20 protein-coding genes are annotated in these 25,659 nt (G+C 49.9%); 14 read left to right on the top strand and 6 right to left on the bottom strand.

Features of this window, described 5'->3' with window-relative positions; all coding sequences use genetic code 11:
* Positions 1 to 101 precede the first annotated feature (101 nt).
* Positions 102 to 836, top strand: a complete 735-nt coding sequence (locus HMPREF3091_RS09055) for a glutathione peroxidase (protein ID WP_004094255.1) — start codon at positions 102 to 104, stop codon at positions 834 to 836.
* Between the two features lie 91 nt (positions 837 to 927).
* Positions 928 to 2,376 (top strand): dihydrolipoyl dehydrogenase, encoded by a 1,449-nt coding sequence (locus tag HMPREF3091_RS09050; protein ID WP_004094252.1) that lies wholly within the window; start codon positions 928 to 930, stop codon positions 2,374 to 2,376.
* Positions 2,377 to 2,437: 61 nt separating this feature from the next.
* On the opposite strand, the gene argH is transcribed toward HMPREF3091_RS09050, so the two are convergent.
* The 4 genes from argH to argC all read right to left on the bottom strand — a co-directional run bounded on the left by argH (position 2,438) and on the right by argC (position 7,087).
* A complete protein-coding gene (argH, locus tag HMPREF3091_RS09045) occupies positions 2,438 to 3,811 on the bottom strand; it encodes an argininosuccinate lyase (RefSeq protein WP_004094249.1) in 1,374 nt (457 codons plus the stop codon).
* A gap of 157 nt (positions 3,812 to 3,968) precedes the next feature.
* Complete coding sequence (locus tag HMPREF3091_RS09040) at positions 3,969 to 5,183, bottom strand: argininosuccinate synthase (protein WP_004094246.1); 1,215 nt, start codon at positions 5,181 to 5,183, stop codon at positions 3,969 to 3,971.
* A 70-nt stretch (positions 5,184 to 5,253) separates the two neighbouring features.
* Positions 5,254 to 6,033 (bottom strand): acetylglutamate kinase, encoded by a 780-nt coding sequence (gene argB, locus HMPREF3091_RS09035; protein ID WP_004094244.1) that lies wholly within the window; start codon positions 6,031 to 6,033, stop codon positions 5,254 to 5,256.
* Between the two features lie 31 nt (positions 6,034 to 6,064).
* The gene (gene argC, locus HMPREF3091_RS09030; protein ID WP_070715404.1) at positions 6,065 to 7,087 is read right to left on the bottom strand and encodes an N-acetyl-gamma-glutamyl-phosphate reductase; all 1,023 of its coding nucleotides are present in this window, start codon (positions 7,085 to 7,087) and stop codon (positions 6,065 to 6,067) included.
* A gap of 164 nt (positions 7,088 to 7,251) precedes the next feature.
* Between argC and argE the strand changes: the two genes are divergently transcribed.
* The 3 genes from argE (at position 7,252) to HMPREF3091_RS09015 (ending at position 13,393) form a co-directional block, all read left to right on the top strand.
* On the top strand, positions 7,252 to 8,394 hold the full coding sequence (argE, locus tag HMPREF3091_RS09025; RefSeq protein WP_008815803.1) for an acetylornithine deacetylase: 1,143 nt from the start codon (positions 7,252 to 7,254) through the stop codon (positions 8,392 to 8,394).
* Between the two features lie 269 nt (positions 8,395 to 8,663).
* The gene (gene ppc, locus HMPREF3091_RS09020; protein ID WP_070715402.1) at positions 8,664 to 11,300 is read left to right on the top strand and encodes a phosphoenolpyruvate carboxylase; all 2,637 of its coding nucleotides are present in this window, start codon (positions 8,664 to 8,666) and stop codon (positions 11,298 to 11,300) included.
* Positions 11,301 to 11,665: 365 nt separating this feature from the next.
* Positions 11,666 to 13,393 (top strand): phosphoethanolamine transferase CptA, encoded by a 1,728-nt coding sequence (locus HMPREF3091_RS09015; RefSeq protein WP_070715400.1) that lies wholly within the window; start codon positions 11,666 to 11,668, stop codon positions 13,391 to 13,393.
* Positions 13,394 to 13,514: 121 nt separating this feature from the next.
* Here HMPREF3091_RS09015 and rpmE read toward each other — a convergent pair whose 3' ends face one another.
* Positions 13,515 to 13,730, bottom strand: a complete 216-nt coding sequence (rpmE, locus tag HMPREF3091_RS09010) for a 50S ribosomal protein L31 (RefSeq protein WP_004094235.1) — start codon at positions 13,728 to 13,730, stop codon at positions 13,515 to 13,517.
* 256 nt (positions 13,731 to 13,986) lie between these two features.
* On the opposite strand from rpmE, the gene priA reads away from it, so the two are divergent.
* From priA to rraA, 7 genes are all read left to right on the top strand, one after another.
* The gene (gene priA / locus HMPREF3091_RS09005) at positions 13,987 to 16,182 is read left to right on the top strand and encodes a primosomal protein N' (RefSeq protein ID WP_070715399.1); all 2,196 of its coding nucleotides are present in this window, start codon (positions 13,987 to 13,989) and stop codon (positions 16,180 to 16,182) included.
* Positions 16,183 to 16,459: 277 nt separating this feature from the next.
* Positions 16,460 to 17,488 carry a DNA-binding transcriptional regulator CytR gene (gene cytR / locus HMPREF3091_RS09000; RefSeq protein WP_008815799.1) on the top strand — a complete coding sequence of 343 codons (1,029 nt, stop codon included), beginning with the start codon at positions 16,460 to 16,462 and terminating at the stop codon, positions 17,486 to 17,488.
* Between the two features lie 131 nt (positions 17,489 to 17,619).
* Positions 17,620 to 18,597 carry a cell division protein FtsN gene (ftsN, locus tag HMPREF3091_RS08995; protein ID WP_071778720.1) on the top strand — a complete coding sequence of 326 codons (978 nt, stop codon included), beginning with the start codon at positions 17,620 to 17,622 and terminating at the stop codon, positions 18,595 to 18,597.
* A gap of 86 nt (positions 18,598 to 18,683) precedes the next feature.
* Entirely contained in the window at positions 18,684 to 19,214 is a 531-nt protein-coding gene (gene hslV, locus HMPREF3091_RS08990) for an ATP-dependent protease subunit HslV (RefSeq protein WP_025801467.1), read from the top strand.
* Positions 19,215 to 19,225: 11 nt separating this feature from the next.
* Positions 19,226 to 20,557 (top strand): HslU--HslV peptidase ATPase subunit, encoded by a 1,332-nt coding sequence (gene hslU, locus HMPREF3091_RS08985; RefSeq protein ID WP_004094226.1) that lies wholly within the window; start codon positions 19,226 to 19,228, stop codon positions 20,555 to 20,557.
* Between the two features lie 167 nt (positions 20,558 to 20,724).
* A complete protein-coding gene (locus HMPREF3091_RS08980) occupies positions 20,725 to 21,642 on the top strand; it encodes a 1,4-dihydroxy-2-naphthoate polyprenyltransferase (protein WP_070715397.1) in 918 nt (305 codons plus the stop codon).
* A 131-nt stretch (positions 21,643 to 21,773) separates the two neighbouring features.
* Positions 21,774 to 22,259, top strand: a complete 486-nt coding sequence (rraA, locus tag HMPREF3091_RS08975) for a ribonuclease E activity regulator RraA (protein WP_004094220.1) — start codon at positions 21,774 to 21,776, stop codon at positions 22,257 to 22,259.
* Positions 22,260 to 22,332: 73 nt separating this feature from the next.
* On the opposite strand, the gene zapB is transcribed toward rraA, so the two are convergent.
* The gene (gene zapB, locus HMPREF3091_RS08970; RefSeq protein ID WP_004094217.1) at positions 22,333 to 22,575 is read right to left on the bottom strand and encodes a cell division protein ZapB; all 243 of its coding nucleotides are present in this window, start codon (positions 22,573 to 22,575) and stop codon (positions 22,333 to 22,335) included.
* A 521-nt stretch (positions 22,576 to 23,096) separates the two neighbouring features.
* Between zapB and HMPREF3091_RS08965 the strand changes: the two genes are divergently transcribed.
* Complete coding sequence (locus HMPREF3091_RS08965) at positions 23,097 to 23,942, top strand: MIP/aquaporin family protein (RefSeq protein ID WP_008815796.1); 846 nt, start codon at positions 23,097 to 23,099, stop codon at positions 23,940 to 23,942.
* Between the two features lie 85 nt (positions 23,943 to 24,027).
* Positions 24,028 to 25,536 carry a glycerol kinase GlpK gene (glpK, locus tag HMPREF3091_RS08960; RefSeq protein WP_004094211.1) on the top strand — a complete coding sequence of 503 codons (1,509 nt, stop codon included), beginning with the start codon at positions 24,028 to 24,030 and terminating at the stop codon, positions 25,534 to 25,536.
* Positions 25,537 to 25,659: the final 123 nt, after the last annotated feature.

Genomic DNA, 25,659 nt, shown 5'->3' with positions numbered 1-25,659 from the left:
AACGATTAGAACTATCAAGCCTAAGTGTGAATAATGTCCATCAACGAACGGCGACATGCCAACACCAGTGATTTTTAATCTAATAATTAAAGGGTTAATCCATGTTTACTAGCCAAGAAGGTAAGAAAATTCCACAGGTAACTTTCCACACCCGTCAGGGCGACCAGTGGATTGACGTCACTACCGATGACCTGTTCAAAGACAAAACCGTTATCGTATTTTCTCTGCCAGGCGCATTCACTCCGACCTGCTCATCTAGCCACCTACCACGCTATAACGAGCTGGCTCCGATTTTCCATGAGAAAGGTGTCGACAGCATTCTGTGTGTTTCTGTGAACGATACCTTCGTGATGAATGCTTGGAAGGCCGATCAAAAAGCTGAGCACATTACTTTCGTTCCAGACGGCAACGGCGAATTCACCAAAGGCATGAACATGCTGGTTGAAAAAGCCGACCTTGGTTTCGGCCCTCGCTCATGGCGTTACTCCATGCTGGTTCGCAACGGCGTGGTAGAAAAAATGTTTGTTGAACCAAACAAACCAGGTGACCCATTTGAAGTCTCTGATGCCGATACCATGCTGAAGTATCTGGCTCCCGATTTCAAAGTGCAGGCGTCTGTTTCCCTGTTCACCAAACCAGGTTGCCCATACTGCGCCAAAGCGAAACAAATGCTACAAGACCGCGGTATTCAATACGAAGAAATCGTGCTGGGTAAAGATGCAACGACCGTTAGCCTGCGTGCTGTAACGGGTCGCGCCACTGTTCCACAAGTTTACATTGGTGGGCAGCATATCGGCGGCAGTGATGACTTAGAAGTCTACCTGCAACAAGCCTAATAACCTGCAGCAGTCGTTATTATAAAAAAAGAAAGCCAACACTTTGGCGGGCTTGTCCCGCCTTTTTTTTCCGGTTTCAGGAGATAGCTTGATGAAAGAACTCAATGTTGACGTGGCCGTAATCGGCGGCGGAACTGCTGGCTTAGGTGCCTATCGCGCAGCCAAACTCTCAACGCCAAGCGTAGTTATGATCGAAGGTGGCCCATTCGGGACGACCTGTGCGCGCGTGGGGTGTATGCCTTCAAAATTATTGATCGCTGCGGCCGAAGCCGTGCATCAAATTGAGCGAGCTCCTGGCTTTGGGGTTCATCCACAAGGCGAAATCAAGATTGATGGCCGCGAAGTGATGGCGCGCGTTAAGCGTGAACGCGACCGCTTCGTGGGTTTTGTGATGGAAGGCGTCATCAGTATTCCTGACAGCGACAAAATTCTCGGCTATGCCCGTTTTATTGATGACAACACTTTGCAGGTTGACGATCACACCCGCATCGTCGCAAAACGCATCGTGATAGCCACAGGTTCCCGCCCGACATGGCCGGCACCGTGGAATGAGCTGGGCGATCGCCTCATCATTAACGATGACGTATTTAACTGGGATGACCTGCCTGAATCCGTTGCCGTATTTGGCCCCGGTGTTATCGGCTTGGAGCTAGGCCAAGCGCTCCATCGGTTAGGCGTGAAAGTAAAAGTATTTGGCGTTGGCGGCGCAGTAGGGCCGTTAACCGATAGTGATGTACGTGACTACGCTCGCCGTGCTCTAGGCGAAGAGTTCTATCTCGATCCTGATGTGAAAGTAGAGATCATGCAGCGCGAAGGCGATCGCGTATTTATCCGCTATCAGGATTTAGACGGTAAACCGCAGGAAATCATGGTCGACTACGTGCTGGCCGCGACCGGACGCCGTCCAAACGTAGATAATCTGGCGATTGAAAACACCTCTCTGGAGCTCGACGCCCGCGGTGTTCCTGTGGCCGATAGATTAACAATGCAAACCAGCGTGCCACATATCTTTATCGCCGGTGATGCCAGTAACCAGCTACCGCTGTTGCATGAAGCCAGCGATCAGGCTCGTATTGCTGGAGATAACGCAGGAAGCTATCCAGAAATTAAGCCCGGCTTACGCCGGAGTTCCATTTCTGTCGTCTTCTCTGATCCGCAGATTGCGATGGTCGGTTCCACCTACCGCGAGCTAAGCCAAAAATATGGCGCCTGCGGCTGCTTCGAAGTGGGAGAGGTGTCCTTTGAAAATCAGGGGCGTTCTCGCGTAATGCTACGCAATAAAGGTCTATTGCACGTTTATGGCGAACAAGGTACTGGCAAGTTCCTCGGCGCTGAAATGATGGGACCTGAGGTTGAACACATTGCACATCTGCTGGCATGGGCGCATCAGCAAGGCATGACTGTTGATCAAATGCTGGATATGCCGTTCTACCATCCCGTGATTGAAGAAGGCCTGCGTACCGCGCTGCGTGATTTACAAAGTAAGTTGCGTATCGGGGATACCGAAACAGAGCGTTGCATGCGCTGTCCGGGCGAATAACCTCACTGCATTTGTATTAAAACCGGGCATTGCCCGGTTTTTCTCTATGGTGCTAAAGGCGTTATAGCAAACGCTGTTTTGCGTCTGCAATGGCCTGAGCCACCTGATGTGGAGATACGCCCCCTTTGGCGCTTCGCTTATCTAAGCAAGATTGCAGTGACAGAATAGGATAAACGTCGTCACCAATCACACTGCTGAATTTTTGCAGCTCGCTAAGGCTTAATGCCTCCAAAGCTTTGCCCTGTTTGATAGCACCAACTACCGCTTCACCCACAATATGATGAGCCTCGCGGAAAGGAACACCTTTCGCCACGAGATAATCTGCCAGTTCGGTGGCGTTTGCATAGCCTTGCTCAGCCGCTTCCTGACAACGTGGGCGTTTAACCTGAATCCCGTCCAAGACTAAGGCTGCCATATGCAGACAGTCCATCCACGTATCCAGAGCATCAAACAGACCTTCTTTGTCTTCTTGCATATCTTTGTTGTAAGCCAAAGGCAGGCCTTTCAACGTCATCATCATACCGGTCAACGCGCCCTGCACGCGGCCACATTTGCCACGGATAAGTTCCAGCGCATCGGGGTTTTTCTTCTGCGGCATGAGAGACGAACCTGACGTCACGCGATCTGACAATTCAACAAAATTGGCTTCACCGCTGTTAAAGAAGATCAAATCTTCTGCAAAGCGTGACAGATGAACCATGCCGATAGAGGCGTTAGAGAGCAACTCCAGCACATGATCGCGATCGGAAACGCTATCTAAACTGTTGCGCGTGGCGCTTGAAAAACCTAACCATCCTGCCAGTTGCTCACGATCGATAGGATAAGCGGTACCCGCCAAAGCCCCACACCCGAGCGGGCTAACATCCAAACGTTTCAGCGTATCGTGCAAACGGCTTTCATCACGCGCCAGCATTTCAGCATAGGCTAAGCACCAGTGAGCAAAGGTTACGGGTTGTGCACGTTGAAGATGGGTATAACCCGGCATCACCGCGTCCTGATTGGCTTCCGCCGTGACTATCAGCGCCTGCTGCAATTGCTGCACCGCCTGTAATAACTCACCAATTTCATTTTTACACCACAGCTTCAAGTCCGTCGCGACCTGATCGTTACGGCTGCGGCCAGTGTGCAATTTTTTACCTAAATCGCCCACTTTATTGATCAACTGGGTTTCGACCCAGCTATGAATATCTTCGGCGTCGCTGGCTAAAATGGCTTCTGGATTCGCTTGAACTTCCTCAAGCAAAATCCCTAATGCATCTTCCAACTTCTGCTGTTCTTCCACCGTTAATACATTGACGGTGACCAAAGCCTTTGACCACGCCACTGAGCCGGTAATGTCCTGCTCAGCCAATCGGTAATCAAACCGCAGTGAGTCATTGAATTGCTTAAACCGCTGGTCTGCCGCCTGACTGAACCGCCCGCCCCATAGTGCCATGTGATGCTCCGTTATGATGAATAACCTTGCGGAAGTTTAATTCCCGCAAAAAATTTAAGCGTCCAAAATAAAAGTATTACTGTAAATAGGCGTTATTGTCGCAGCCTTGTTGGGTAAGGACAGCCCGACCCAACATGGCGCAAGTAAGATTGCCTACTTATTTCTTCTCGTTCAGCGCACGGATACGTGATGACAACGAGAATAAACGAATGAAGCCGCCAGCGTGGCTGTGGTCATACACATCATCTTCGCCAAAGGTCGCGAACTCTTCGTTATACAAGCTGTTGCCCGATTTTTTCTGAATCGCCGTCGCTTGCCCTTTATACAGCTTAATCACCACTTCGCCATTCACATCTTTAGCGATGGAATCAGCGGCTGCCTGAATTGACTCACGCAGCGGTGCAAACCAGCGACCATCGTAAACCACGTAGGACATCTCTTGCCCCAATTGTTCACGCCATTTAAAGCTATCGCGATCCAAAACGAGCTGTTCTACGCCGCGCAGAGCCGCCATCATGATCGTGCCCCCCGGTGTTTCATAGCAGCCACGAGATTTAATCCCAACCAGACGGTTCTCTACAATATCAATACGACCAACACCATGCTTCGCACCGAGAACATTAAGCGCCTCTAAACAGGCAAACGGACTCATCTTTTTACCATTAACGGAAACAACTTCGCCCTTTTCTACGCCAACCGTCACTAATTCAGACTCATTTGGCGCATCTTCAGGTGAATTTGTCCATACCCAGCAATCTTGGTTGGCGGCATTCCACGGGCTTTCCAACACGCCACCTTCTGTAGAAATATGCCACGCGTTAGCGTCACGGCTGTAGATTTTCTCCAGCGATGCGGTAGTGGGGATATCACGCACTTTTAAATAATCGAGCAGCGCTTCGCGAGAACGTAGATCCCACTCACGCCAAGGAGCGACCACTTTAAGCTGTGGTGCCAATGCGGTGTAGGTCGTTTCGAAACGCACCTGATCGTTACCTTTACCCGTCGCGCCGTGACACAGCGCATCTGCACCCAGTTTTAGAGCAAGCTCTACCTGAGCCTTCGCAATCAGTGGACGCGCCATGGATGTGCCTAATAGGTAAGTACCTTCATACAGCGCACCCGTTTTCAGCACTGGGTAAACATAATCTTTGATGAATTCTTCGCGCAAATCGGCGATGTAGCAGGATGAAGCGCCAGAACGCAGGGCTTTCTCTTCAACGCCAACCAAATCTTCACGCTCTTGGCCAATATCAGCCACGAATGCGATAACTTCACAGTCACCATAGTTTTCTTTCAGCCAAGGAATGATTGCTGAGGTATCTAAGCCGCCAGAGTAAGCCAGAACGATTTTACTGATGCCTTGCGTTGCCATAGTCTTTTCCTTTATCTCAATAACTTAAAATTTTTCAGTTAAATTAGGTCGTTTGAAGTATGACGAGTAATCAATTCGCGAGAATTCTGGTGCCTACTGGCACACCGTTAAACAATGCTGGAAGCTTCTCAGCATGGCGCCAGCTTGCAATATCGACGGGTCTTCCCAAAGACCGAGCGGCATCAAGCGCAGCGTTTACTTTTACAACCATTCCATCGGTGATAATGCCTTGCGCGATCAGCTGTTCGGCTTTAGCTGCCGTCATTTCTTCAATGCGCTGCCCTTTGCCATCCAGAATTCCGCTAACGTCCGACAGTAAAATCAGATCGGCCCCCAGCGTTGCAGCCAACGCCGTTGCCGCTTGGTCTGCATTAACATTCATTAACTCACCCTCAGCCGTGATACCCACCGAACTGATGATAGGCAAATAGCCCGTCGCCAACAGCGTGGTCACTAATGCGGGAGAACCTGCTTTTGCCTTGCCGACATGACCGAGCTCTTCCGACAGTTGGCTAACTTCCACCATATCGCCGTCGCCCAGAGATAAACCCACCGCTGAAATATGGTGTTTTTTCGCACAGGCCAACAGGGTTTTATTCGCCGTCCCCGCCAACGCCCCCGTGATGATGCCAATCTGATCGGCTGGCGTTACGCGCAGGCCATTTTTCTTCACTACTGGCAAATTGAGCTGTTTCATCAGGTCATCGACTAGGCATCCACCGCCATGAACAATCACCAGCGGTCGCTGATGGCTTTGGCGATAAGCAACCAAAGCCTGAAACAGGCGTTGCATCGCCTCTTCACTATCCAGCAAAACCCCACCTAACTTGATGATTAATGGATTGTTCATAGCAGTCTCTTTTAAAGTTTAAGTTTCATCGTTACAGCAATGATTGTGTTTCATTAAAGCCAAAGCGGATATTCATGCACTGCACGGCCTGAGCTGCCGCACCCTTCAGTAAATTATCTTCTGCAGAAACGATAATCAGGTGATCGCCCTGTAGAGCAAAACCGATATCGCAGAACGGCGTCCCCGCTACGTTTTTAATGGCCGGAACACCTTGGTCATATACCCGAACCAATGGTTTTTCAGCATAGGCCTGCTGATAGGCAGCTTTTACCTGCTCGACCGTCACGCCTACACTCAATTTACAGGTGATGGTCGCCAAAATTCCGCGCGGGAAATTGCCCAAGTGAGGTGTAAAAATCACCGGCGTTCCCAAGTGAGTCGCAATTTCTGGCTGATGACGATGAGTAAATATGCCGTAGGGCTGCAAGCTCACTTCGCAAAAACTCGTGGTCATGCTGGCTTTCCGCCCCGCGCCGCTGACACCGCTGACGGCGTTAATCACCGGCCATTGGTTTAAATCGAGCAGGTTCGCATCAATCAGCGGCTTTAACGCCAGCTGTGACGCCGTTGGATAACAGCCAGGAACGGCCACCAGCTGCGCCTGTTTGATATCTTCAGCCCGCCACTCCGCCAAACCATAAACAGCTTTGTCTAGCCAGTCGGCGTGCTGATGTGTAAATCCATAATAGTCTTGATAAAAACTCGTCTGATTCACCCGATATGCACCGGAAAGATCAAACACCACGCAGCCAGCCTGCAAAAACTGCGGGGCTAAATCATGGCTAACTTCGTGCGCCGTCGCGAGAAACACGACATCAACACCTTTTGCCATCTGAGCTACGTCACTCATAGGCTGCAACGGCAGATCAACGATGCCTTTCAGTTGCGGATGCAAATCAGAAAGTAACTTTCTTGCATCTGAGCTTTGCGCTGAAACCGTTAAACCAGTTATGTTCATAGCAGGGTGACGCTGCAGATAGACGGCAAGTTCCGCGCCGGTATAGCCGCTGGCTCCTACAATTAACCCGTTTAACTGAGACTGTGCGTTAGGCATCTGTCGTTTCCACCTTCTTGGTTAATCATTGATCGTAAATATTACATTTAGCGCTGCACATCATAACTTTTACAGTTTCATTCGGCGAGCGCTTATTGTATTTTTATTCATAAATAATGCATGAATATTGATACTATCCTAACTAAAGGCTGTCAACAGTGAATATGAAATTACCACCATTTATTGAGCTGTACCGCGCCTTGATCGCCACGCCGTCCATCAGTGCAACCGACAGCGCGCTCGATCAAAGTAATGAAGCATTAATCAACTTGCTAGCGGGGTGGTTTGGCGATCTCGGCTTTCGCGTTGAGGTTCAACCTGTGCCACATACGCGTAACAAATTCAATTTACTGGCCAGTATTGGTCAAGGTCGTGGTGGCTTAATGTTGGCGGGGCATACGGACACCGTGCCGTTTGATGATGGTCGCTGGACACGTGATCCCTTCACCCTTACCGAGCACGACAATAAGCTCTACGGGCTCGGTACCGCAGATATGAAAGGCTTTTTTGCCTTTATTCTGGATGCGCTTCGCGACATCGATGCCAGCAAACTCAGCAAGCCGCTCTATATTTTGGCGACTGCAGATGAGGAAACCACGATGGCTGGCGCGCGCTATTTCGCGGCAACCACGCATTTACGCCCTGACTGCGCCATCATTGGTGAACCAACATCTCTCAAGCCCGTGCGGGCGCATAAAGGGCACTTATCGGAAGCCATTAGGATTACAGGGCAATCAGGCCATTCAAGCGATCCCGCGCGTGGCGTTAACGCCATCGAATTAATGCATGACTCTATCGGGCATCTGTTAACTCTGCGCAATACGCTCAAAGACCGTTATCACCACGATGCTTTTAACATTCCTTATCCCACAATGAACCTCGGACACATCCACGGTGGCGACGCACCCAATCGTATTTGCGCCTGCTGTGAGCTGCATATGGATATTCGCCCTCTGCCGGGTATGACGCTCAACGATATCGATGAGTTACTCAATCAAGCGTTGGCACCGGTAAGCGAGAAGTGGCCGGGACGTTTAACTATCGAGCATCTGCACGTGCCGATTCCTGGCTATGAATGTCCAGTACACGCACCGCTTATTCAGGTGATTGAAGGGTTGCTAGGCGAACGTGCAGAAGTTGTGAACTATTGCACCGAAGCGCCATTTATTCAGGAAGTTTGCCCTACACTAGTATTAGGGCCGGGCTCTATCGATCAGGCTCATCAACCCGATGAGTTCCTTGCGACGTCATTTATCCAACCGACGCGTGAATTGATCGGTCAGGTGGTTAATCATTTTTGTCGATAAATGACTAACCGCTAATTGGCGCTTTAATGAAATTAAAACAGTGAAAACGGCGGCGATGTCACCCTATTGCAGCCGTTTGCAACGTAACTGTTATTAGAAACGTTAATTCCCGTCACCGTGTAATTAAATTTCAGTTAAATCACCAAATTCATGTCGTTTAGCAATAAATTGTGACAATTGACGTAGACAATGGAACGTGGCTTTATAAAAGAGGCGGTCTACGCCTTTCGGGTGAAAGAAATTTACATATTGGAGGGGTCAGGGGTCTTATGAACGAACAATATTCGGCAATGCGAAGTAACGTCAGTATGCTAGGGAAGCTGCTCGGCGACACCATAAAGGAAGCGCTGGGCGAAAATATCCTAGACCGTGTCGAGACTATCCGTAAATTATCCAAATCCTCACGTTCGGGTAACGATGCGAGCCGTCAGGAACTGCTGACTACGCTACAGAATCTGTCGAATGATGAGTTGTTGCCGGTTGCCCGCGCATTCAGCCAATTCCTGAGTCTGACAAACACCGCAGAACAGTACCATAGCATTTCACCCCACGGTGAAGCGGCAAGCAATCCTGAAGTCATGGCCCAGCTTTTCACCCGTTTGAAAAGTAACAATCTCAGCGACGAGCAGATTAAGAAAGCCGTTGATGAGCTCTCCATTGAATTGGTTCTCACTGCACACCCAACCGAAATCACCCGTCGTACCCTGATCCATAAATTGGTTGAGGTGAATAATTGCCTGAGCCAGCTCGATCACAGCGATCTGGCTGACTACGAACGTAATCAAATCATGCGCCGTCTGCGCCAGTTGGTTGCTCAGTCATGGCATACCGATGAAATTCGTAAAAATCGCCCTTCGCCGATCGACGAAGCTAAATGGGGCTATGCCGTCGTTGAAAACAGTCTGTGGGAAGGCGTTCCTGCATTTCTACGTGAATTCAACGAACAGTTGGAGAATTCTCTCGGCTATCAACTCCCTGTCGAAGCGGTGCCGGTGCGCTTTACCGCTTGGATGGGCGGCGACCGCGACGGCAACCCAAACGTGACCGCGGAGGTCACTCGTCATGCATTGCTGCTAAGCCGCTGGAAAGCAACCGACCTGTTCCTACGCGATATTGCGGTGCTGGTGTCTGAACTTTCGATGACTGAATGCACGCCAGAGTTACGTGCACTGGCCGGTGGCGACGACGTTCAAGAGCCATACCGTGAGTTGATGAAGAAGCTACGTACTCAGTTGACCGAGACTCAAGTTTATCTAGCGGCGAAAATTAAAGGTGAACGTGCGACACGTCCCGATAATCTGCTGGTGAAAAATGAGCAACTGTGGGAGCCGCTTTATGCATGTTATCAATCATTGAAAGCCTGTGGCATGGGTATTATTGCCAATGGCCAATTGCTAGATACACTGCGCCGCGTTCATTGCTTTGGTGTACCACTGGTGCGTATCGATGTGCGCCAAGAGAGCACGCGCCACTCGGAAGCATTAGCAGAACTGACTCGCTACCTGGGGCTCGGTGATTACGAAAGCTGGTCAGAAGCGGATAAGCAAGCCTTCCTGATCCGTGAGCTGAACTCCAAGCGGCCGCTAGTTCCTCGTCAATGGGAGCCAAGCGCTGAAACTAAAGAAGTCTTTGACACCTGCCGTGTCATTGCCGAAGCGCCGCAGGGCTCAATTGCAGCCTATGTGATTTCTATGGCTCGCACGCCATCGGATGTTTTAGCCGTACACCTATTACTTAAAGAAGCTGGCTGCCCTTACCTGCTGCCAGTTGCCCCGTTGTTCGAAACCCTTGATGACCTCAATAACGCCGAAGATGTGATGACTCAGTTACTGAACATCGACTGGTATCGCGGCTTTATTCAAGGCAAACAGATGGTGATGATCGGCTATTCTGACTCCGCGAAAGACGCAGGCGTAATGGCCGCGTCTTGGGCACAGTATCGCGCACAAGAAGCCTTGGTTAACGTCTGTGAGAAAGCAGGAGTCGCCTTAACGCTGTTCCACGGACGCGGTGGTTCAATTGGTCGCGGTGGCGCACCAGCCCACGCAGCTCTGCTATCACAACCGCCGGGAAGTCTGAAGGGGGGTCTACGCGTTACCGAACAAGGCGAGATGATCCGCTTTAAACTCGGCTTGCCACAGGTCACTATCAGTAGCCTGTCGCTGTATACCAATGCGATTCTAGAAGCCAACCTGCTACCACCTCCTGCTCCAAAGCAGGAATGGCGCGATCTGATGGATGAAATGTCAGATGTATCCTGCGATATGTATCGCGGCTACGTGCGCGAAAATAAAGACTTCGTTCCTTATTTCCGCTCAGCGACACCTGAACTCGAGCTGGGTAAGTTGCCTTTAGGTTCACGCCCAGCCAAACGTAAGCCAAATGGCGGCGTAGAGAGCCTGCGAGCCATTCCGTGGATCTTTGCTTGGACACAAAATCGACTAATGCTCCCCGCATGGCTAGGGGCCGGTGCCGCACTTCAGGCGGCGGTAGACGGTGGAAAACAGTCAACGCTGGAAACCATGTGTCGCGATTGGCCATTCTTCTCAACCCGCATTGGGATGTTAGAAATGGTATTTGCCAAGTCCGATCTTTGGCTGGCGGAATACTACGACCAACGTCTGGTGGATGAATCGCTGTGGCCTTTAGGTAAGCAACTGCGCGATCAGCTAAGCAAGGATATTAAAGTCGTGCTCACTATCGCTAACGACGACCATCTGATGGCCGATCTGCCATGGATCGCCGAATCAATAGCGTTACGTAACGTGTATACCGATCCATTAAACGTGTTGCAGGCAGAATTACTGCACCGCTCGCGTTCAATGCCAGAACCGGATGCTAACGTTGAACAAGCACTGATGGTAACCATCGCCGGCGTTGCCGCTGGGATGCGTAATACCGGCTAGTCAGTCACTCCAAACGCGCTATCGCCTAGGTAGCGCGTTTTCTCCCTATTTCGTTCAGCGAACATTATTCCCGCACAACATGCCCGCCAACACGCCATAGCTGTAATCAATAGTTTCCTGTTATAAAAAAAAACAATACATCACGAACTTTTATTAAATTGTAGCATCTATTGTTACGAAAAAATAAGATTGCTAGTATCGCCCGGTTTTTGCGTAGTGCTCACTTTTTGCTCGCAATGCCGATAGATAAATTTAAAACATAGGTTTATTGCGGGTGCATTTATCCCGCTAATAAAAACTAAGGTTCCTTTAAGGTTAGATGATTAACATCCCTGCGGTGATATTCTCTGATAGGCTGAAATAATATGACTTCATCTCCAAATGCAGATAAGGCATTTAGCTGGAAGGCTTTGTTCTGGGTTCTGCTGTTCTTTTGGTTTTTCTCTACTGCTCTACAAGCCGTTATTCTTGTCACTGGCTACAGTGGCTCCAACGGCATTCGTGACTCTTTGCTGTATAGCTCACTTTGGTTAATTCCTGTATTTTTATTCCCAAACAAAACCCGCATTATTTCCGCGGTTATTGGCGTTATTTTGTGGGCAGCCTCTATCTGCTCAGTGGCCTATTATATTATTTACGGGCAGGAGTTCTCTCAGAGCGTTCTGTTCGTCATGTTCGAGTCCAACACCAGCGAAGCTGGCGAATACTTCAGCCAATATTTTAGCCTACATCTGGCGCTTATTCTTTTGGCTTATACCGTTGTTTGCGTCTTCCTGTGGACACGTGTTCGCCCAGTGTATATCCCTTCATTCTGGAAATACGTTATCCCAGCAGCAATCTTCTATGGCCTTATCGTTAACCCGATGGCCTATAACATGCTGATCAAAAAGCGTTCATTTGAAGATTCTCTGCCACGCTTAACGTCTCGTATGGAGCCAGCCGCTCCATGGCAAATGATCACTGGCTATTTCGAATATCGTAGCCAGCTGGCCAGTCTGCAGGCGTTAATGAAAGAAAACAGCGCTCTGCCGCCGTTGGCAAATCTGACCGATACAAGCGGCAATGCGCCGCGCACGCTGGTTTTAGTGATCGGTGAATCCACCCAGCGTGGTCACATGAGCCTGTATGGTTATCCGCGTGAAACGACGCCTCAGTTGGATGAATTGCATAAGACTGATAAGAATCTGACCGTGTTCAACGATGTGGTCACTTCCCGTCCTTATACAATCGAAATCTTGCAGCAGGCTCTGACGTTCGCTAACGAGAAGAATCCCGATCTGTATCTGACCCAGCCTTCATTGATGAATATGATGAAGCAGGCGGGATATAAAACGTTTTGGATCACCAACCAGCAAACGATGACCAAGCGTAATACCATGCTGACGCTGTTCTCCCAGCAGACGGACAAGCAGTATTATCTGAATCAGCAGCGTACACAGAGTGCTCGTCAGTATGACGGCGACGTATTGAAGCCGTTTAAAGAAGTGATGGCCGATCCTGCACCGAAGAAATTTATCGTGGTACATCTGCTAGGCACGCACATTAACTACAAATTCCGCTATCCAGAAGGATTTGATAAGTTTAATGGCACCGAGGGTGTTCCTCCAGGCTTAAGCCAAGATCAGATTGATTCCTATAATCAGTACGACAACGCAAACCTGTATAACGACTATGTGGTGTCTAGCCTGATTAAAGATTACTCAGCAACAAATCCAAACGGTTTCTTGCTGTACTTCTCTGATCACGGTGAGGAAGTGTATGACACTCCACCGCACAATATTCAGGGACGTAACGAAGCGTCACCAACGCGTCACATGTATAGCATTCCGTTCATCTTATGGACGTCACCAAGCTGGCAGCAATCGCATCCACGTGATTTTGCCTCAATGACGGATCGTAAATACAGCAGCTCTGAGTTGATTCATACTTGGTCTGATTTGGCTGGCTTGAAATACGATCTGTTTAACCCAGAGAGAAGCTTAGTGAATCCGAACTTTGTTGAAACCACACGTTGGATCGGCAATCCATATGCGAAAAAAGGTCTGCATGATTACGACAAACTGCCGTTTGGCGACCAAGTCGGAAATCAGTAACGAATAAGATCGCTAAGCCCCTTTTCGAAGGGGCTTTTTTTTATCATTTATTCAGATGAATTATTGAATTTTAAGCAATAAAAAAGGCACCCTTAGGTGCCTTCTTCTTGAGCAAAAAGAATTACTTCTTAGTGCCTGGTACGCTGAAACGCTTGTTGAAGCGGTCAACACGACCACCGGTAGCAACATCACGCTGCTTGCCAGTATAGAACGGGTGGCAGTTGCTGCACACGTCCAGGTTCAGGTCGCGACCTGCGGTAGAATGAGTTTTGATCACGTTGCCGCAAGAGCAAGTTGCAGTAATTGCAACGTAGTTCGGGTGGATACCTTGTTTCATGGGATAACCTCAGTTAAGGCCGCGTCGCTATCCAGCCCTATTCCGCCAGACACCACGCGTGGTTGATAAATTTGGTTTGATAAAAAGCCTATCAAAGGCGGCGAATTATACAGGGATCAAACATACACCGCAATCGAATTGCAATTGACTTTATTTATATCCACCTCCCCCTTTAAACGCCGTTATGCAAATTAAACTGATTCAAACCTTCCCCCCGACATGTAAACTAAGCATACATTTGGAAGCAGGATTAAACATGCCGGTCGTTCACGTAGCCTTACCCGTTCCATTATCCCGTACCTTTGATTATCTTCTGCCAACGGGGACAACGCCCATTGCAGGAGCACGGGTCAGTGTGCCTTTCGGACAGCGCAAAATGATCGGTATTATCACTGGGTTTGGTGAGCACAGCGAACTTCCGCTTGAGAACTTAAAATCTGTTCACCAAATGCTAGATAATGAGTCACTGTTCTCCCCTCGTATGTGGCACATGCTGCGCTGGGCCGCGGATTATTATCATTACCCAATTGGCGAAGTGCTGTTTCATGCGTTGCCGGTGATGTTGCGCCAAGGCAAACCAGCACAACATGGGCAACTGTGGCAATGGGTTATCACTGAACAAGGGAAGGCCACGCCGCCAGAAACGCTAAAACGAGCACCTAAACAACAACGAGCTCTCGCGATGTTGCTACAGCGTCCGTTGTATCGCCATCAGGTGACGGAATGTGACTTAAACGAAGCGGCGCTGCAAAGCATCAAAACCAAGGGGCTTGCGGAGCTTCGTGCCGAATCACCGGAATTACACGACTGGCGTGCCAATTATGCCGTTAACGGCGAGCGCCTAAAGCTCAACACCGAGCAAGCCACTGCCGTAGGCGCGATTCGCAGTGAGGACAATCAGTTCAGCGCTTGGCTGCTTGCTGGCGTAACAGGGTCAGGCAAGACCGAAGTCTATCTCAGCGTAATCGAAAATATTTTGGCTCAAGGCCGTCAGGCGCTGGTCTTAGTGCCAGAGATTGGCCTGACGCCCCAAACTATCGCTCGCTTTAGAGAGCGCTTTAATGCACCGGTTGACGTTCTACATTCAGGCTTAAACGATAGCGAACGCCTAGCAGCATGGCTACGCGCTCGTAATGGCGAAAGCGCAATCGTCATCGGAACCCGTTCGGCGCTGTTCACGCCTTTTGCACGTTTAGGCGTCATCATCATTGATGAAGAACATGACGGTTCCTATAAACAGCAGGAAGGATGGCGCTATCACGCGCGTGATTTAGCCGTATTCCGCGCACATCAGGAGAATATCCCTATTGTGCTTGGCTCAGCCACTCCTGCCTTGGAAACGCTGCACAATGTTGAACTGGGGAAATACCGTCGCCTGCGACTGACCCAGCGAGCAGGCAATGCCAAACCCGCAGCCCAACACCTGCTAGATTTAAAAGGTCTACCGCTCAAAGCCGGGCTTGCCCAGCCGCTATTACAGCGGATGAAACAACACGTTGATGCTGGAAATCAGGTCATCTTGTTCCTGAATCGACGAGGCTTTGCCCCTGCGCTGCTATGCCACGAGTGTGGCTGGATCGCCGAATGCCAACGCTGTGACCATTACTACACGTTGCATCAGCAACAGCATCATCTGCGCTGCCATCATTGTGATAGCCAAAAACCGATTCCACGCCAGTGCCCACAGTGTGGCAGCACTAATCTGCTGCCCGTCGGACTCGGCACCGAACAACTTGAAACCGAGCTTACCACGCTGTTCCCTGATACACCGATTACGCGCATCGATCGCGACACAACCAGTCGCAAAGGCGCATTGGAACAGCAATTGGCCGAAGTACATCGCGGGGGGGCTCGTATATTAATCGGCACCCAAATGTTGGCAAAAGGCCACCATTTTCCCAACGTCACGCTAGTGGCTTTGCTTGATGTTGATGGCGCACTCTTTTCAGCTGATTTCCATTCTGCTGAGCGTTTTGCCCAGCTATATACACAGGTTTCCGGTCGAGCAGGACGCGCAGGCAAACAGGGCGAGGTGATATTACAGACTCATCACCCAGAACATCCTCTTCTATTAACCTTGTTAAATCAGGGCTACGACGCCTTTGCCGAACAAGCGCTTAAAGAACGTAAAAGCGTATTTTTACCTCCCTATACCAGCCATATCATGGTGCGCGCAGACGATCATGATAACCAGAATGCGCCACAGTTTTTGCAGCAGCTAAGAAACCTGTTGGAAGCCAGTCCGTTGCGGGATGAGTCTTTTTGGATACTTGGGCCCGTTCCAGCGTTACAACCTAAACGCGGTGGACGATTCCGTTGGCAGCTGTTATTGCAGCACCCTTCGCGCACACGTTTACAGAAAATCGTCAAAGGTACGTTGCCGCTAATAAGCACCTTACCTGCCGTGAAAAAAGTGAAATGGACGCTCGATGTCGATCCAACGGACAACTGATCGCCCAAGCGAGAAAGGCCATAAGACAGATGGATAAAAACAGCGATTTGCGATCCTGATCTAAAAAATCTATCTCGGTCACATTTCTTATGCAAATTAGGTAACAACAGCAGGGTGCATTCTGTTTAAAATGTGATCCATATGGTAATTCATGAACTGGTATGAGCATTCCGAGCAACAAAACTGGGATGACGCAAGGAAGCTGGTTTTCATTCAGTAAAACAGGAAGAGTAACACCGCCCGCGTCAACGTTTCGCTAGACGCAAGGAGAACAGCGTTGGAAGAGAAGCAAAGCATGTCTGCTGCCACCATGAAAGACGTGGCTGAACACGCCGGTGTCTCAACGGCCACCGTTTCAAGAGCATTGATGAACCCCGAGAAAGTCTCTGCCGCTACCCGCCAAAAAGTTGAGCAGGCCGTATTAGCCGTTGGTTATTCTCCACACGCACTGGCTCGTAGCTCAAAACGCAATGAGTCGCGAACCATTCTGGTGATAGTTCCCGATATCTGTGACCCATTCTTTGCCGAAGTCATTCAGGGTGTTGAACGTACCGCTGCAGAGCATGGTTATTTAGTATTGCTTGGCGATTGTGCCCAACAGCAGCAACAAGAAAAAACCTTCGTAAACCTCATCATTACTAAACAAATCGACGGCATGTTGCTGCTAGGCTCGAACGTACCTTTCGACGCCAGCAAAGAAGAACAGAAAAACCTGCCACCGATGGTCATGGCGAATGAGTTTGCGCCTGAACTTGAACTGCCTACCGTGCATATCGATAACCTTACAGCCGCTTTTGAAGCCGTGTTGTATCTGCATGAATTAGGTCATCACCGCATTGCCTGCATTGCAGGGCCAGAAAGCATGCCGCTGAGCAAATATCGGCTACGTGGCTATATTCAGGCACTGCGTCGTTGCGGTATTGCAGAGGAAAAAAGCTTTATTGAGCGCGGTGACTTCACTTATGAAGCCGGCGCACAGGCGATGCTGGCACTGATGTCGCTGCCACAGCCACCTACGGCGATCTTCTGCCATAGCGATGTTATGGCCATCGGCGCGCTGTCACAGGCAAAACGCATGGGATTGCGCGTACCAGATGATGTTTCACTGGTTGGTTTTGATGATATAAAACTGGCTCAGTACTGCGATCCTCCGCTGACTACCGTGTCTCAGCCTCGTTATCAAATTGGGCGTGAAGCCATGTTATTGCTATTAGAGCAGCTTCACAGTCGCTCCGTAGTTAGCGGTTCGAGACTGTTAGACAGCGAATTTATCGTTAGAGGAAGTACATCTGCGCCGAAACGCTAGTTAAATTGGGATGAGTTCAGTAACATGGCGCTCTTAATTCAAAATAAATACCCAACATAATTAGAGCTGCGGCCTTGCTAATGCGGGTGCAGCAATAGAAATGATGGGTGTTACGATGTAGCGAAAAGACAGTGGCACAACGAGATTATGTGAGCCGGGGCCGCTCATCAGGAGCGAAGCGCAAAACCAATACCCGGAAAAAGAAGAAGTCATCTCCTGGTATTTCTAAAACCATGGTGGTTCTTGCTATGGGGGTTTTAGTGACCTTCGCTGCCGGCCTTTATTTTTTGACTCACCATAAACCAGACAGCGATGAACTGTTACCGACGCAGGCAAAACATGCCGGTAATGGCCTTCCACCAAAACCGGAAGAACGCTGGCGTTACATCAAAGAGCTTGAGAATCGTCAGGTCGGCGTAGCTACGCCTACACAGCCAAGCAGTAGTGCTTCGACGACATCAAATCAGCAGCCACAGCTCACCGCGGAACAGCGTCAACTGTTAGATCAGATGCAGTCTGATATGCGTCAGCAGCCAACTCAGCTGTCAGAAGTGCCGTACAACGATCAAATGCAGACTGCGCGCCGTACGCCACAAAACAGCCGCATGCCGGATCAAACCTACACTCAGCAACAACCGGTAACGGCGACTCAGCCACGTAATCCGTTCTCACAGCAGAATACGACGACCACTCAACCAACCCAACCGCGCCAAACACAAACAGAGCCTACGCGCCCTGCACGTACTACACCGCCGACGCAAACGGCTCAGCAGCCCGTTCAGCAACCGCATAAAGAGAAACCAGCTCCGGTAACGAGCGTAGCGGAACAACCAACTGCGGCGAAAGAAGCTAAGCAAGAAAAAGCGCCTGAAAAAGAAAACAGTCAGAAATGGCTGGTACAGTGCGGCTCATTCCGCAGCACCGATCAGGCGGAATCTGTTCGTGCCCAGTTGGCATTCGGCGGCGTTGAAAGCCGAATCACCGCAGGTGGTGGATGGAATCGCGTCTTGTTAGGCCCATACAGCAGTCGTGCCGCCGCAGATAAAATGCTGCAACGATTGAAGGGCGAAGGAATGTCTGGATGTATTGCCCTCTCAGCCGGGGGTTGAAAAGCAAAATATCCCCCCCATCTATCTGACAATGCCCCCACACAAAGGTGTGGGGTTCTTATTTCGTCAGCTACGGGGGTCTGCTCGTGACAACAATAGTAAGCGTACGCCGCAACGGTAAAGTGGTAATCGGTGGTGATGGCCAAGCGACCATGGGCAATACCGTCATGAAAGGTAATGTTCGCAAAGTTCGCCGTCTGTATAACGACCGCGTGATTGCCGGATTTGCCGGTGGCACCGCAGATGCATTCACCCTGTTTGAACTCTTCGAACGCAAGCTGGAACTGCATCAGGGACATTTGGTTAAAGCGGCCGTTGAGCTTGCCAAAGATTGGCGTACCGATCGTATGCTGCGCAAACTCGAAGCGCTGCTGGCGGTCGCGGATGAAAACGCCTCCCTCATCATCACCGGTAACGGTGACGTCATCCAGCCAGAAAATGATTTAATCGCGATAGGCTCCGGCGGCCCTTATGCTCAGGCTGCCTCTCGCGCATTGCTCGAAAACACAGAACTGAGTGCCCGCGAAATTGTTGATAAAGCGCTGGGTATTGCTGGTGATATTTGTATCTACACCAATCAGTTCCACACCATTGAAGAATTAGACTCCAAAGCGTAAGGACTCCAAACATGTCTGAGATGACCCCACGCGAAATTGTCAGCGAACTCGACAGCTACATCATCGGCCAGCACTCTGCAAAACGCGCCGTGGCTATTGCCCTGCGTAACCGCTGGCGCCGCATGCAGTTGAATGAAGAACTGCGTCACGAAGTGACACCAAAAAATATTCTGATGATTGGCCCAACGGGCGTCGGTAAAACCGAAATTGCACGTCGTCTGGCTAAACTGGCTAATGCGCCATTCATCAAAGTTGAAGCAACCAAGTTCACTGAAGTTGGCTATGTAGGTAAAGAAGTCGACTCAATCATTCGCGATCTGACGGATTCCGCGATGAAAATGGTGCGCATGCAGTCCATCGAAAAGAATCGTTATCGTGCCGAAGAAATGGCAGAAGAGCGCATTCTGGATGTTCTGATCCCACCCGCTAAAAACAACTGGGGCCAGCCAGAACAAAGCGCTGAGCCTTCTGCCGCGCGCCAGAGTTTCCGCAAGAAGCTGCGTGAAGGCCAGTTGGATGATAAAGAAATCGAATTAGAATTAGCCGCTTCTCCGGTTGGTGTTGAAATTATGGCTCCTCCAGGAATGGAAGAGATGACCAACCAACTGCAGTCCATGTTCCAGAATCTGGGTGGGCAAAAGCAAAAAGCGCGCAAAATTAAAATCAAAGAAGCCTTCAAGCTGCTGATTGAAGAAGAAGCGGCAAAACTGGTTAACCCTGAAGAGCTGAAAGAGCAGGCGATTAATGCCGTTGAACAAAACGGTATCGTATTTATCGATGAGATCGACAAAATCTGTAAACGCGGTGAATCTTCTGGTCCAGACGTTTCTCGCGAAGGTGTTCAGCGCGATCTGTTGCCTCTCATTGAAGGCTGCACGGTTTCAACCAAACACGGCATGGTGAAAACTGACCATATCCTGTTCATTGCTTCAGGTGCATTCCAAGTTTCGAGCCCATCGGATCTGATCCCTGAGCTACAGGGCCGCTTGCCAATTCGTGTTGAGCTGCAGGCGCTGACTACTGAAGACTTCGAGCGCATCCTGACCGAGCCGAGTGCATCGCTGACTGAACAGTATCAGGCACTCATGGCAACTGAAGGCCTCACCATCAACTTCACCGCCGACGGTGTACGTCACATCGCTGAAGCTGCATGGCGCGTTAACGAAAGCGCTGAAAACATCGGCGCACGTCGTTTACACACGATTCTGGAGCGTTTAGTGGAAGAGATCTCCTTCGAAGCTAGCGATATGAGCGGTCAGACTGTAACAATCGATGCTGAATATGTACGTAATCACCTTGATGAACTCGTTGCAGATGAAGATCTGAGCCGGTTTATCCTATAATACGTTTCAAGAACCGTCCCTATCGGTTGTCATAAAAGGGAGGCTTTGGCCTCCCTTTTGTATGTCTACAATATCCAATTGATAAAATATGGTAGATTACCGACCCTAACTGGAACCCATCACCCGAATTTTTCACCGTGGGATCCCCTGAGCGACTGAAGCGAATAATGAGTTCATCAACAACAATTAGCAGGCCTCGCGCCTGGTTGGAAAGTCTGCGCTTGCGTACCCTGCCGCTGGCCTTGGCATCCATCGTCACCGGCTCTGCGATTGCCGCATGGCAAAACACCTTTAAGGTGGAGATTGCCCTGCTCGCGCTGCTGACAGCCGCTATGCTGCAAATACTCTCCAATCTGGCCAACGACTATGGCGATGCCGTCAAGGGCAGCGATACCGAAGAGCGCATCGGGCCACTACGTGGTATGCAAAAAGGCGTCATTACTCAGGCACAGATGAAGCGTGCACTGGGAATTACCGTTGTGCTAACCGTTCTGTCGGGGATCGCGCTAATTGCCGTCGCCTGCCAAAAGCCACAGGACATCATTGGATTCCTGATCTTAGGACTAATGGCGATTGTCGCTGCGATCACCTATACCGTGGGTACTCGCCCCTATGGGTATATGGGACTCGGTGATATTTCTGTGCTGGTCTTTTTTGGATGGCTCAGCGTTGCTGGAACCTACTATTTGCAGGCAGGCACTTTCGATAGCGTCGTTATGCTCCCCGCTACCGCCTGCGGTTTCTTAGCGACTGCCGTGTTGAATATCAATAATCTGCGCGATATCGAAAACGATGCAGTCAACGGCAAAAACACGCTTGCTGTACGCCTCGGCCCAATAAAAGCACGCTACTACCATGTTGGTTTACTGGTAGGCTCGGTGGTGTGTCTCGCATTGTTTGCGCTGCTTTATCTAAAAAGCGCGTTTGGCTGGTTATTCGTGTTAGCCATCCCTATGCTGTACAAACATGGTCATTACGTCTTCACCCATCGAACACCTGACGCTATGCGCCCTATGCTGGAAAGCATGGTGAAAAGTGCCCTGCTCACCAATGTGTTATTCGCTATCGGCACCGTTCTAAGTTAATCCTCGCCTTCGCTGGCTCACAAAACGTGCGCCAGCGCCGCTAATCGCCACATTTAACAATTGGTGTTTTTGCAAACAACATGGATAAGGGGATATACTAAACATCCCTGCGGCAAACAGACGTTAATCCTATGAAATACGATACTTCCGAACTATGCGACATTTACCATGAAGATGTGAATGTAGTAGAACCGCTGTTCTCCAACTTTGGTGGGCGTACTTCGTTTGGCGGGCAGATCACCACGGTGAAATGCTTTGAGGATAACGGCCTACTCTATGAACTGTTGGAAGAGAATGGGCGTGGACGTGTGATGGTCATTGACGGCGGTGGTTCTGTACGTCGTGCGCTGATCAACGCAGAATTAGCCCGTTTGGCTACCCAGAATGAGTGGGAAGGCATTGTCGTTTACGGTGCCGTTCGTCAGGTCGACGATCTCGAAGAGTTGGATATTGGTATTCAAGCGATGGCAGCTATCCCTGCAGGAGCAGACGGTGAAGGCATCGGCGAGAGCGATATCCGCGTAAACTTTGGCGGAGTGACCTTCTTCTCCGGCGATCATCTGTATGCTGACAACACAGGTATTATTCTCTCTGAAGAGCCATTGGATCTCGAATAATCTATAGCCCAGTCTGAATGAAAAAAGGCGCTCAATGAGCGCCTTTTGCTTGCCTGCATGAAAACAAAGTCAATTAATTCACTTCATCCATGCGGCCTAACAAAGAGCGCAGGCGCTCCTGCCATGCAGTTTGTTCTTCTTTCAGCTGTTCGTTTTCACGCACCAGAGCTTCACGAGAGCCAGCAGCTTGCTGAACTTCCTGATTCAGTTGAGTGTTCTGTTCTTTCAGCTCTTCGATTTCCATCTGCAACAGCGTAATGGTATCAATCGCCTGTTGAACTTTTGCTTCCAATTTTTCAAATACTTCAAATGACATTCTTCTGTCCCCTTATCATAGCCAGGCGTACATCTGCTGTAGTGAGTGCGTTTATTTGGCACCCACTGCGAAAATATAGTTGCGCCCATAAACACAACGACTGACTGCCACCCACGGTGCGCGAGTCATTGCGCAATAAATTCGTTTCAACTCCGATTGTATGTACCCCATTCTCTACTGTCTAGCGCGATACTGGGGCAAAGTGCAGTCTGTAACAAAATCGCACCTTATGACTATCAGTTAATCCCTAAAAATCGTATTCACCTGCATCGTTCTAAATTTACAATTAAGTTACAAAATCGTGTCACCATGATCTGTGTCAGTGGTCAGATCACAAAAATTTTTGGCAAAAAGAGCACTGAATACGCGGATTCACTCATTTTTATGACGAAGTACACACATTTTGATTTCGCTATTTCTCGTTTTTGCTCGTTAACGATAAATTTACAACAAGCCCAGAAAAAATATATGAGGGCTTGCTTCACACCCCCTACAATAATTCGTCGTTAGGACATCAAGTCATGAGCCAAACAGCTAGTTCAACGTTAAAAGGGCAGTGCATCGCTGAATTTCTTGGCACCGCATTGCTGATATTTTTTGGATGTGGCTGTGTAGCCGCACTTAAGCTGGCAGGCGCAAGTTTTGGTCAGTGGGAAATTAGTATCATTTGGGGGCTAGGTGTTGCCATGGCAATTTACCTAACGGCCGCTATCTCTGGTGCTCATCTGAATCCCGCCGTCACCATCGCCTTATGGCTTTTTGCCTGTTTCGATAAGCGCAAAGTTATTCCCTACATCATTGCTCAGGTTGCGGGGGCTTTTTGCGCCGCGGCGCTGGTCTACGGTTTGTACCAAAATCTGTTTGTCGACTTTGAGCAAGCCCACCAGATCGTCCGAGGCAGCGTAGCCAGCCTAGATCAGGCAGGTGTGTTCTCCACCTACCCGAACCCACATATTTCTGTAGGGCAGGCATTCTTGGTTGAAACCGTTATTACTGCCATCCTGATGTGCCTGATTCTGGCACTGACCGATGACGGCAACGGCATTCAACGTGGCCCATTAGCGCCACTGCTGATCGGTATTCTCATTGCCGTTATCGGGGCATCCATGGGGCCACTGACCGGATTTGCGCTTAACCCAGCTCGTGACTTTGGTCCTAAAGCTTTTGCCTATCTGGCTGGCTGGGGCGAAGTGGCCTTTACCGGCGCTCGAGATATTCCATACTTCTTAGTACCTATCTTTGGCCCAATCGTCGGCGCATGCATCGGCGCCTTTGGTTACCGCTCACTGATTGGTCGTCACTTGCCATGTGATGTGTGCAAGCTCGAAGATGAGCCAGCAACCAAAACAGAACAGCGTAAGGCCTAGTATTCATCGGTGGACTTCGCTCCACCGGTTTTCATTTTTTTGAGACACCATGTCGTATTCAGTTCATCAACGCAGGATTAATGTTATGACGACCGAAAAAAAATACATCGTCGCGCTCGACCAAGGAACCACCAGCTCACGAGCCGTGGTACTGGATCATGACGCTAATATCATCAGCGTCTCTCAGCGTGAATTTGAGCAAATTTATCCAAAAGCGGGTTGGGTTGAACACGACCCAATGGAGATTTGGGCGACGCAAAGTTCTACTCTGGTCGAAGTCCTGGCGAAAGCAGATATCAGTTCTGATCAAATCGCGGGTATTGGTATCACCAACCAGCGTGAAACCACCATCGTTTGGGAAAAAGAGACAGGCAAACCTATTTATAACGCCATCGTATGGCAATGCCGCCGTACTGCTGACATCTGCGAGAAACTGAAAAAAGCAGGCATGGAAGAGTACATTCGCCATAATACGGGCTTAGTGGTTGACCCCTATTTCTCCGGCACCAAAGTAAAATGGATTCTTGATCACGTTGAAGGCTCTCGTGAGCGTGCAAAACGCGGCGAGCTGCTGTTCGGTACCGTAGATACTTGGCTGGTTTGGAAAATGACACAGGGGCGTGTTCACGTCACCGACTACACCAACGCCTCTCGTACCATGATGTTCAACATCCATACGCTGGAATGGGATGAGCGCATGCTGGAGGTCTTGGACATTCCACGCGAAATGCTGCCAACCGTACACCCATCATCTGAAATCTACGGCCAAACCAACATCGGTGGTAAAGGCGGTACTCGTATTCCAATCGCAGGTATCGCGGGTGACCAGCAGGCTGCACTCTATGGTCAGTTGTGCGTGCAAGAAGGTATGGCGAAGAATACCTACGGCACCGGCTGCTTCCTATTGATGAACACCGGTAAAGAGGCTGTTCCTTCCAAGCACGGCCTACTGACGACTATCGCCTGTGGTCCACGCGGTGAAGTGAACTATGCACTGGAAGGCGCAGTATTTATCGGCGGCGCATCAATTCAATGGCTACGCGATGAGATGAAGCTGATTAACGACGCGGCGGACTCCGAATACTTCGCAACCAAAGTAAAAGACAGCAACGGCGTGTATGTAGTACCTGCCTTTACAGGTCTGGGTGCCCCTTACTGGGATCCGTATGCACGTGGAGCTATCTTCGGCCTGACCCGTGGCGTAAACAGCAACCACATTATTCGTGCAACTCTGGAATCCATCGCTTACCAAACGCGCGACGTTTTGGATGCAATGCAGGCGGACTCCGGTACTCGTCTAAAAGCGCTGCGTGTGGACGGTGGTGCCGTTGCCAATAACTTCCTGATGCAGTTCCAGTCTGACATTCTGGGAACGCGTGTTGAGCGTCCTGCCGTACTGGAGGTCACCGCGTTGGGTGCAGCATATCTAGCTGGTCTAGCAGTCGGTTTCTGGAGCGATCTGGAGGAACTGCGCAGCAAGGCCACTATCGAGCGTGAATTCCGTCCAAGCATTGAAACCGTGGAGCGTAACTATCGCTACAGCGGCTGGAAGAAAGCAGTATCGCGTGCTCAGGCGTGGGAAGAGCACGATTGATATTGGGCTCACCAGTTATGTTATGTATATAACTAAGGTGTAAAGTTTCGTTCGCCTATCAGCAACGGCATTTGCCTATAAACTGAGTTGAAGGCGACCGATGAGGGGCGCCAGCGCGCGCCC

This window comes from Hafnia sp. HMSC23F03 (assembly GCF_001816025.1).
Lineage (GTDB): Bacteria > Pseudomonadota > Gammaproteobacteria > Enterobacterales > Enterobacteriaceae > Hafnia > Hafnia paralvei.
The sequence above is the reverse complement of the archived record's forward strand: the minus strand, read 5'-3'. Positions and strand labels throughout refer to the sequence as shown.

What these genes read in the sequence shown, in the direction of transcription:
- HMPREF3091_RS09055 (WP_004094255.1), top strand. Translation starts at nt 102, where the DNA reads ATGTTTACTAGCCAAGAAGGTAAGAAAATTCCACAGGTAACTTTCCAC.
- HMPREF3091_RS09050 (WP_004094252.1), top strand. Translation starts at nt 928, where the DNA reads ATGAAAGAACTCAATGTTGACGTGGCCGTAATCGGCGGCGGAACTGCT.
- argH (WP_004094249.1), bottom strand. Translation starts at nt 3,811, where the DNA reads ATGGCACTATGGGGCGGGCGGTTCAGTCAGGCGGCAGACCAGCGGTTT.
- HMPREF3091_RS09040 (WP_004094246.1), bottom strand. Translation starts at nt 5,183, where the DNA reads ATGGCAACGCAAGGCATCAGTAAAATCGTTCTGGCTTACTCTGGCGGC.
- argB (WP_004094244.1), bottom strand. Translation starts at nt 6,033, where the DNA reads ATGAACAATCCATTAATCATCAAGTTAGGTGGGGTTTTGCTGGATAGT.
- argC (WP_070715404.1), bottom strand. Translation starts at nt 7,087, where the DNA reads ATGCCTAACGCACAGTCTCAGTTAAACGGGTTAATTGTAGGAGCCAGC.
- argE (WP_008815803.1), top strand. Translation starts at nt 7,252, where the DNA reads ATGAAATTACCACCATTTATTGAGCTGTACCGCGCCTTGATCGCCACG.
- ppc (WP_070715402.1), top strand. Translation starts at nt 8,664, where the DNA reads ATGAACGAACAATATTCGGCAATGCGAAGTAACGTCAGTATGCTAGGG.
- HMPREF3091_RS09015 (WP_070715400.1), top strand. Translation starts at nt 11,666, where the DNA reads ATGACTTCATCTCCAAATGCAGATAAGGCATTTAGCTGGAAGGCTTTG.
- rpmE (WP_004094235.1), bottom strand. Translation starts at nt 13,730, where the DNA reads ATGAAACAAGGTATCCACCCGAACTACGTTGCAATTACTGCAACTTGC.
- priA (WP_070715399.1), top strand. Translation starts at nt 13,987, where the DNA reads ATGCCGGTCGTTCACGTAGCCTTACCCGTTCCATTATCCCGTACCTTT.
- hslU (WP_004094226.1), top strand. Translation starts at nt 19,226, where the DNA reads ATGTCTGAGATGACCCCACGCGAAATTGTCAGCGAACTCGACAGCTAC.
- HMPREF3091_RS08980 (WP_070715397.1), top strand. Translation starts at nt 20,725, where the DNA reads ATGAGTTCATCAACAACAATTAGCAGGCCTCGCGCCTGGTTGGAAAGT.
- rraA (WP_004094220.1), top strand. Translation starts at nt 21,774, where the DNA reads ATGAAATACGATACTTCCGAACTATGCGACATTTACCATGAAGATGTG.
- zapB (WP_004094217.1), bottom strand. Translation starts at nt 22,575, where the DNA reads ATGTCATTTGAAGTATTTGAAAAATTGGAAGCAAAAGTTCAACAGGCG.
- HMPREF3091_RS08965 (WP_008815796.1), top strand. Translation starts at nt 23,097, where the DNA reads ATGAGCCAAACAGCTAGTTCAACGTTAAAAGGGCAGTGCATCGCTGAA.
- glpK (WP_004094211.1), top strand. Translation starts at nt 24,028, where the DNA reads ATGACGACCGAAAAAAAATACATCGTCGCGCTCGACCAAGGAACCACC.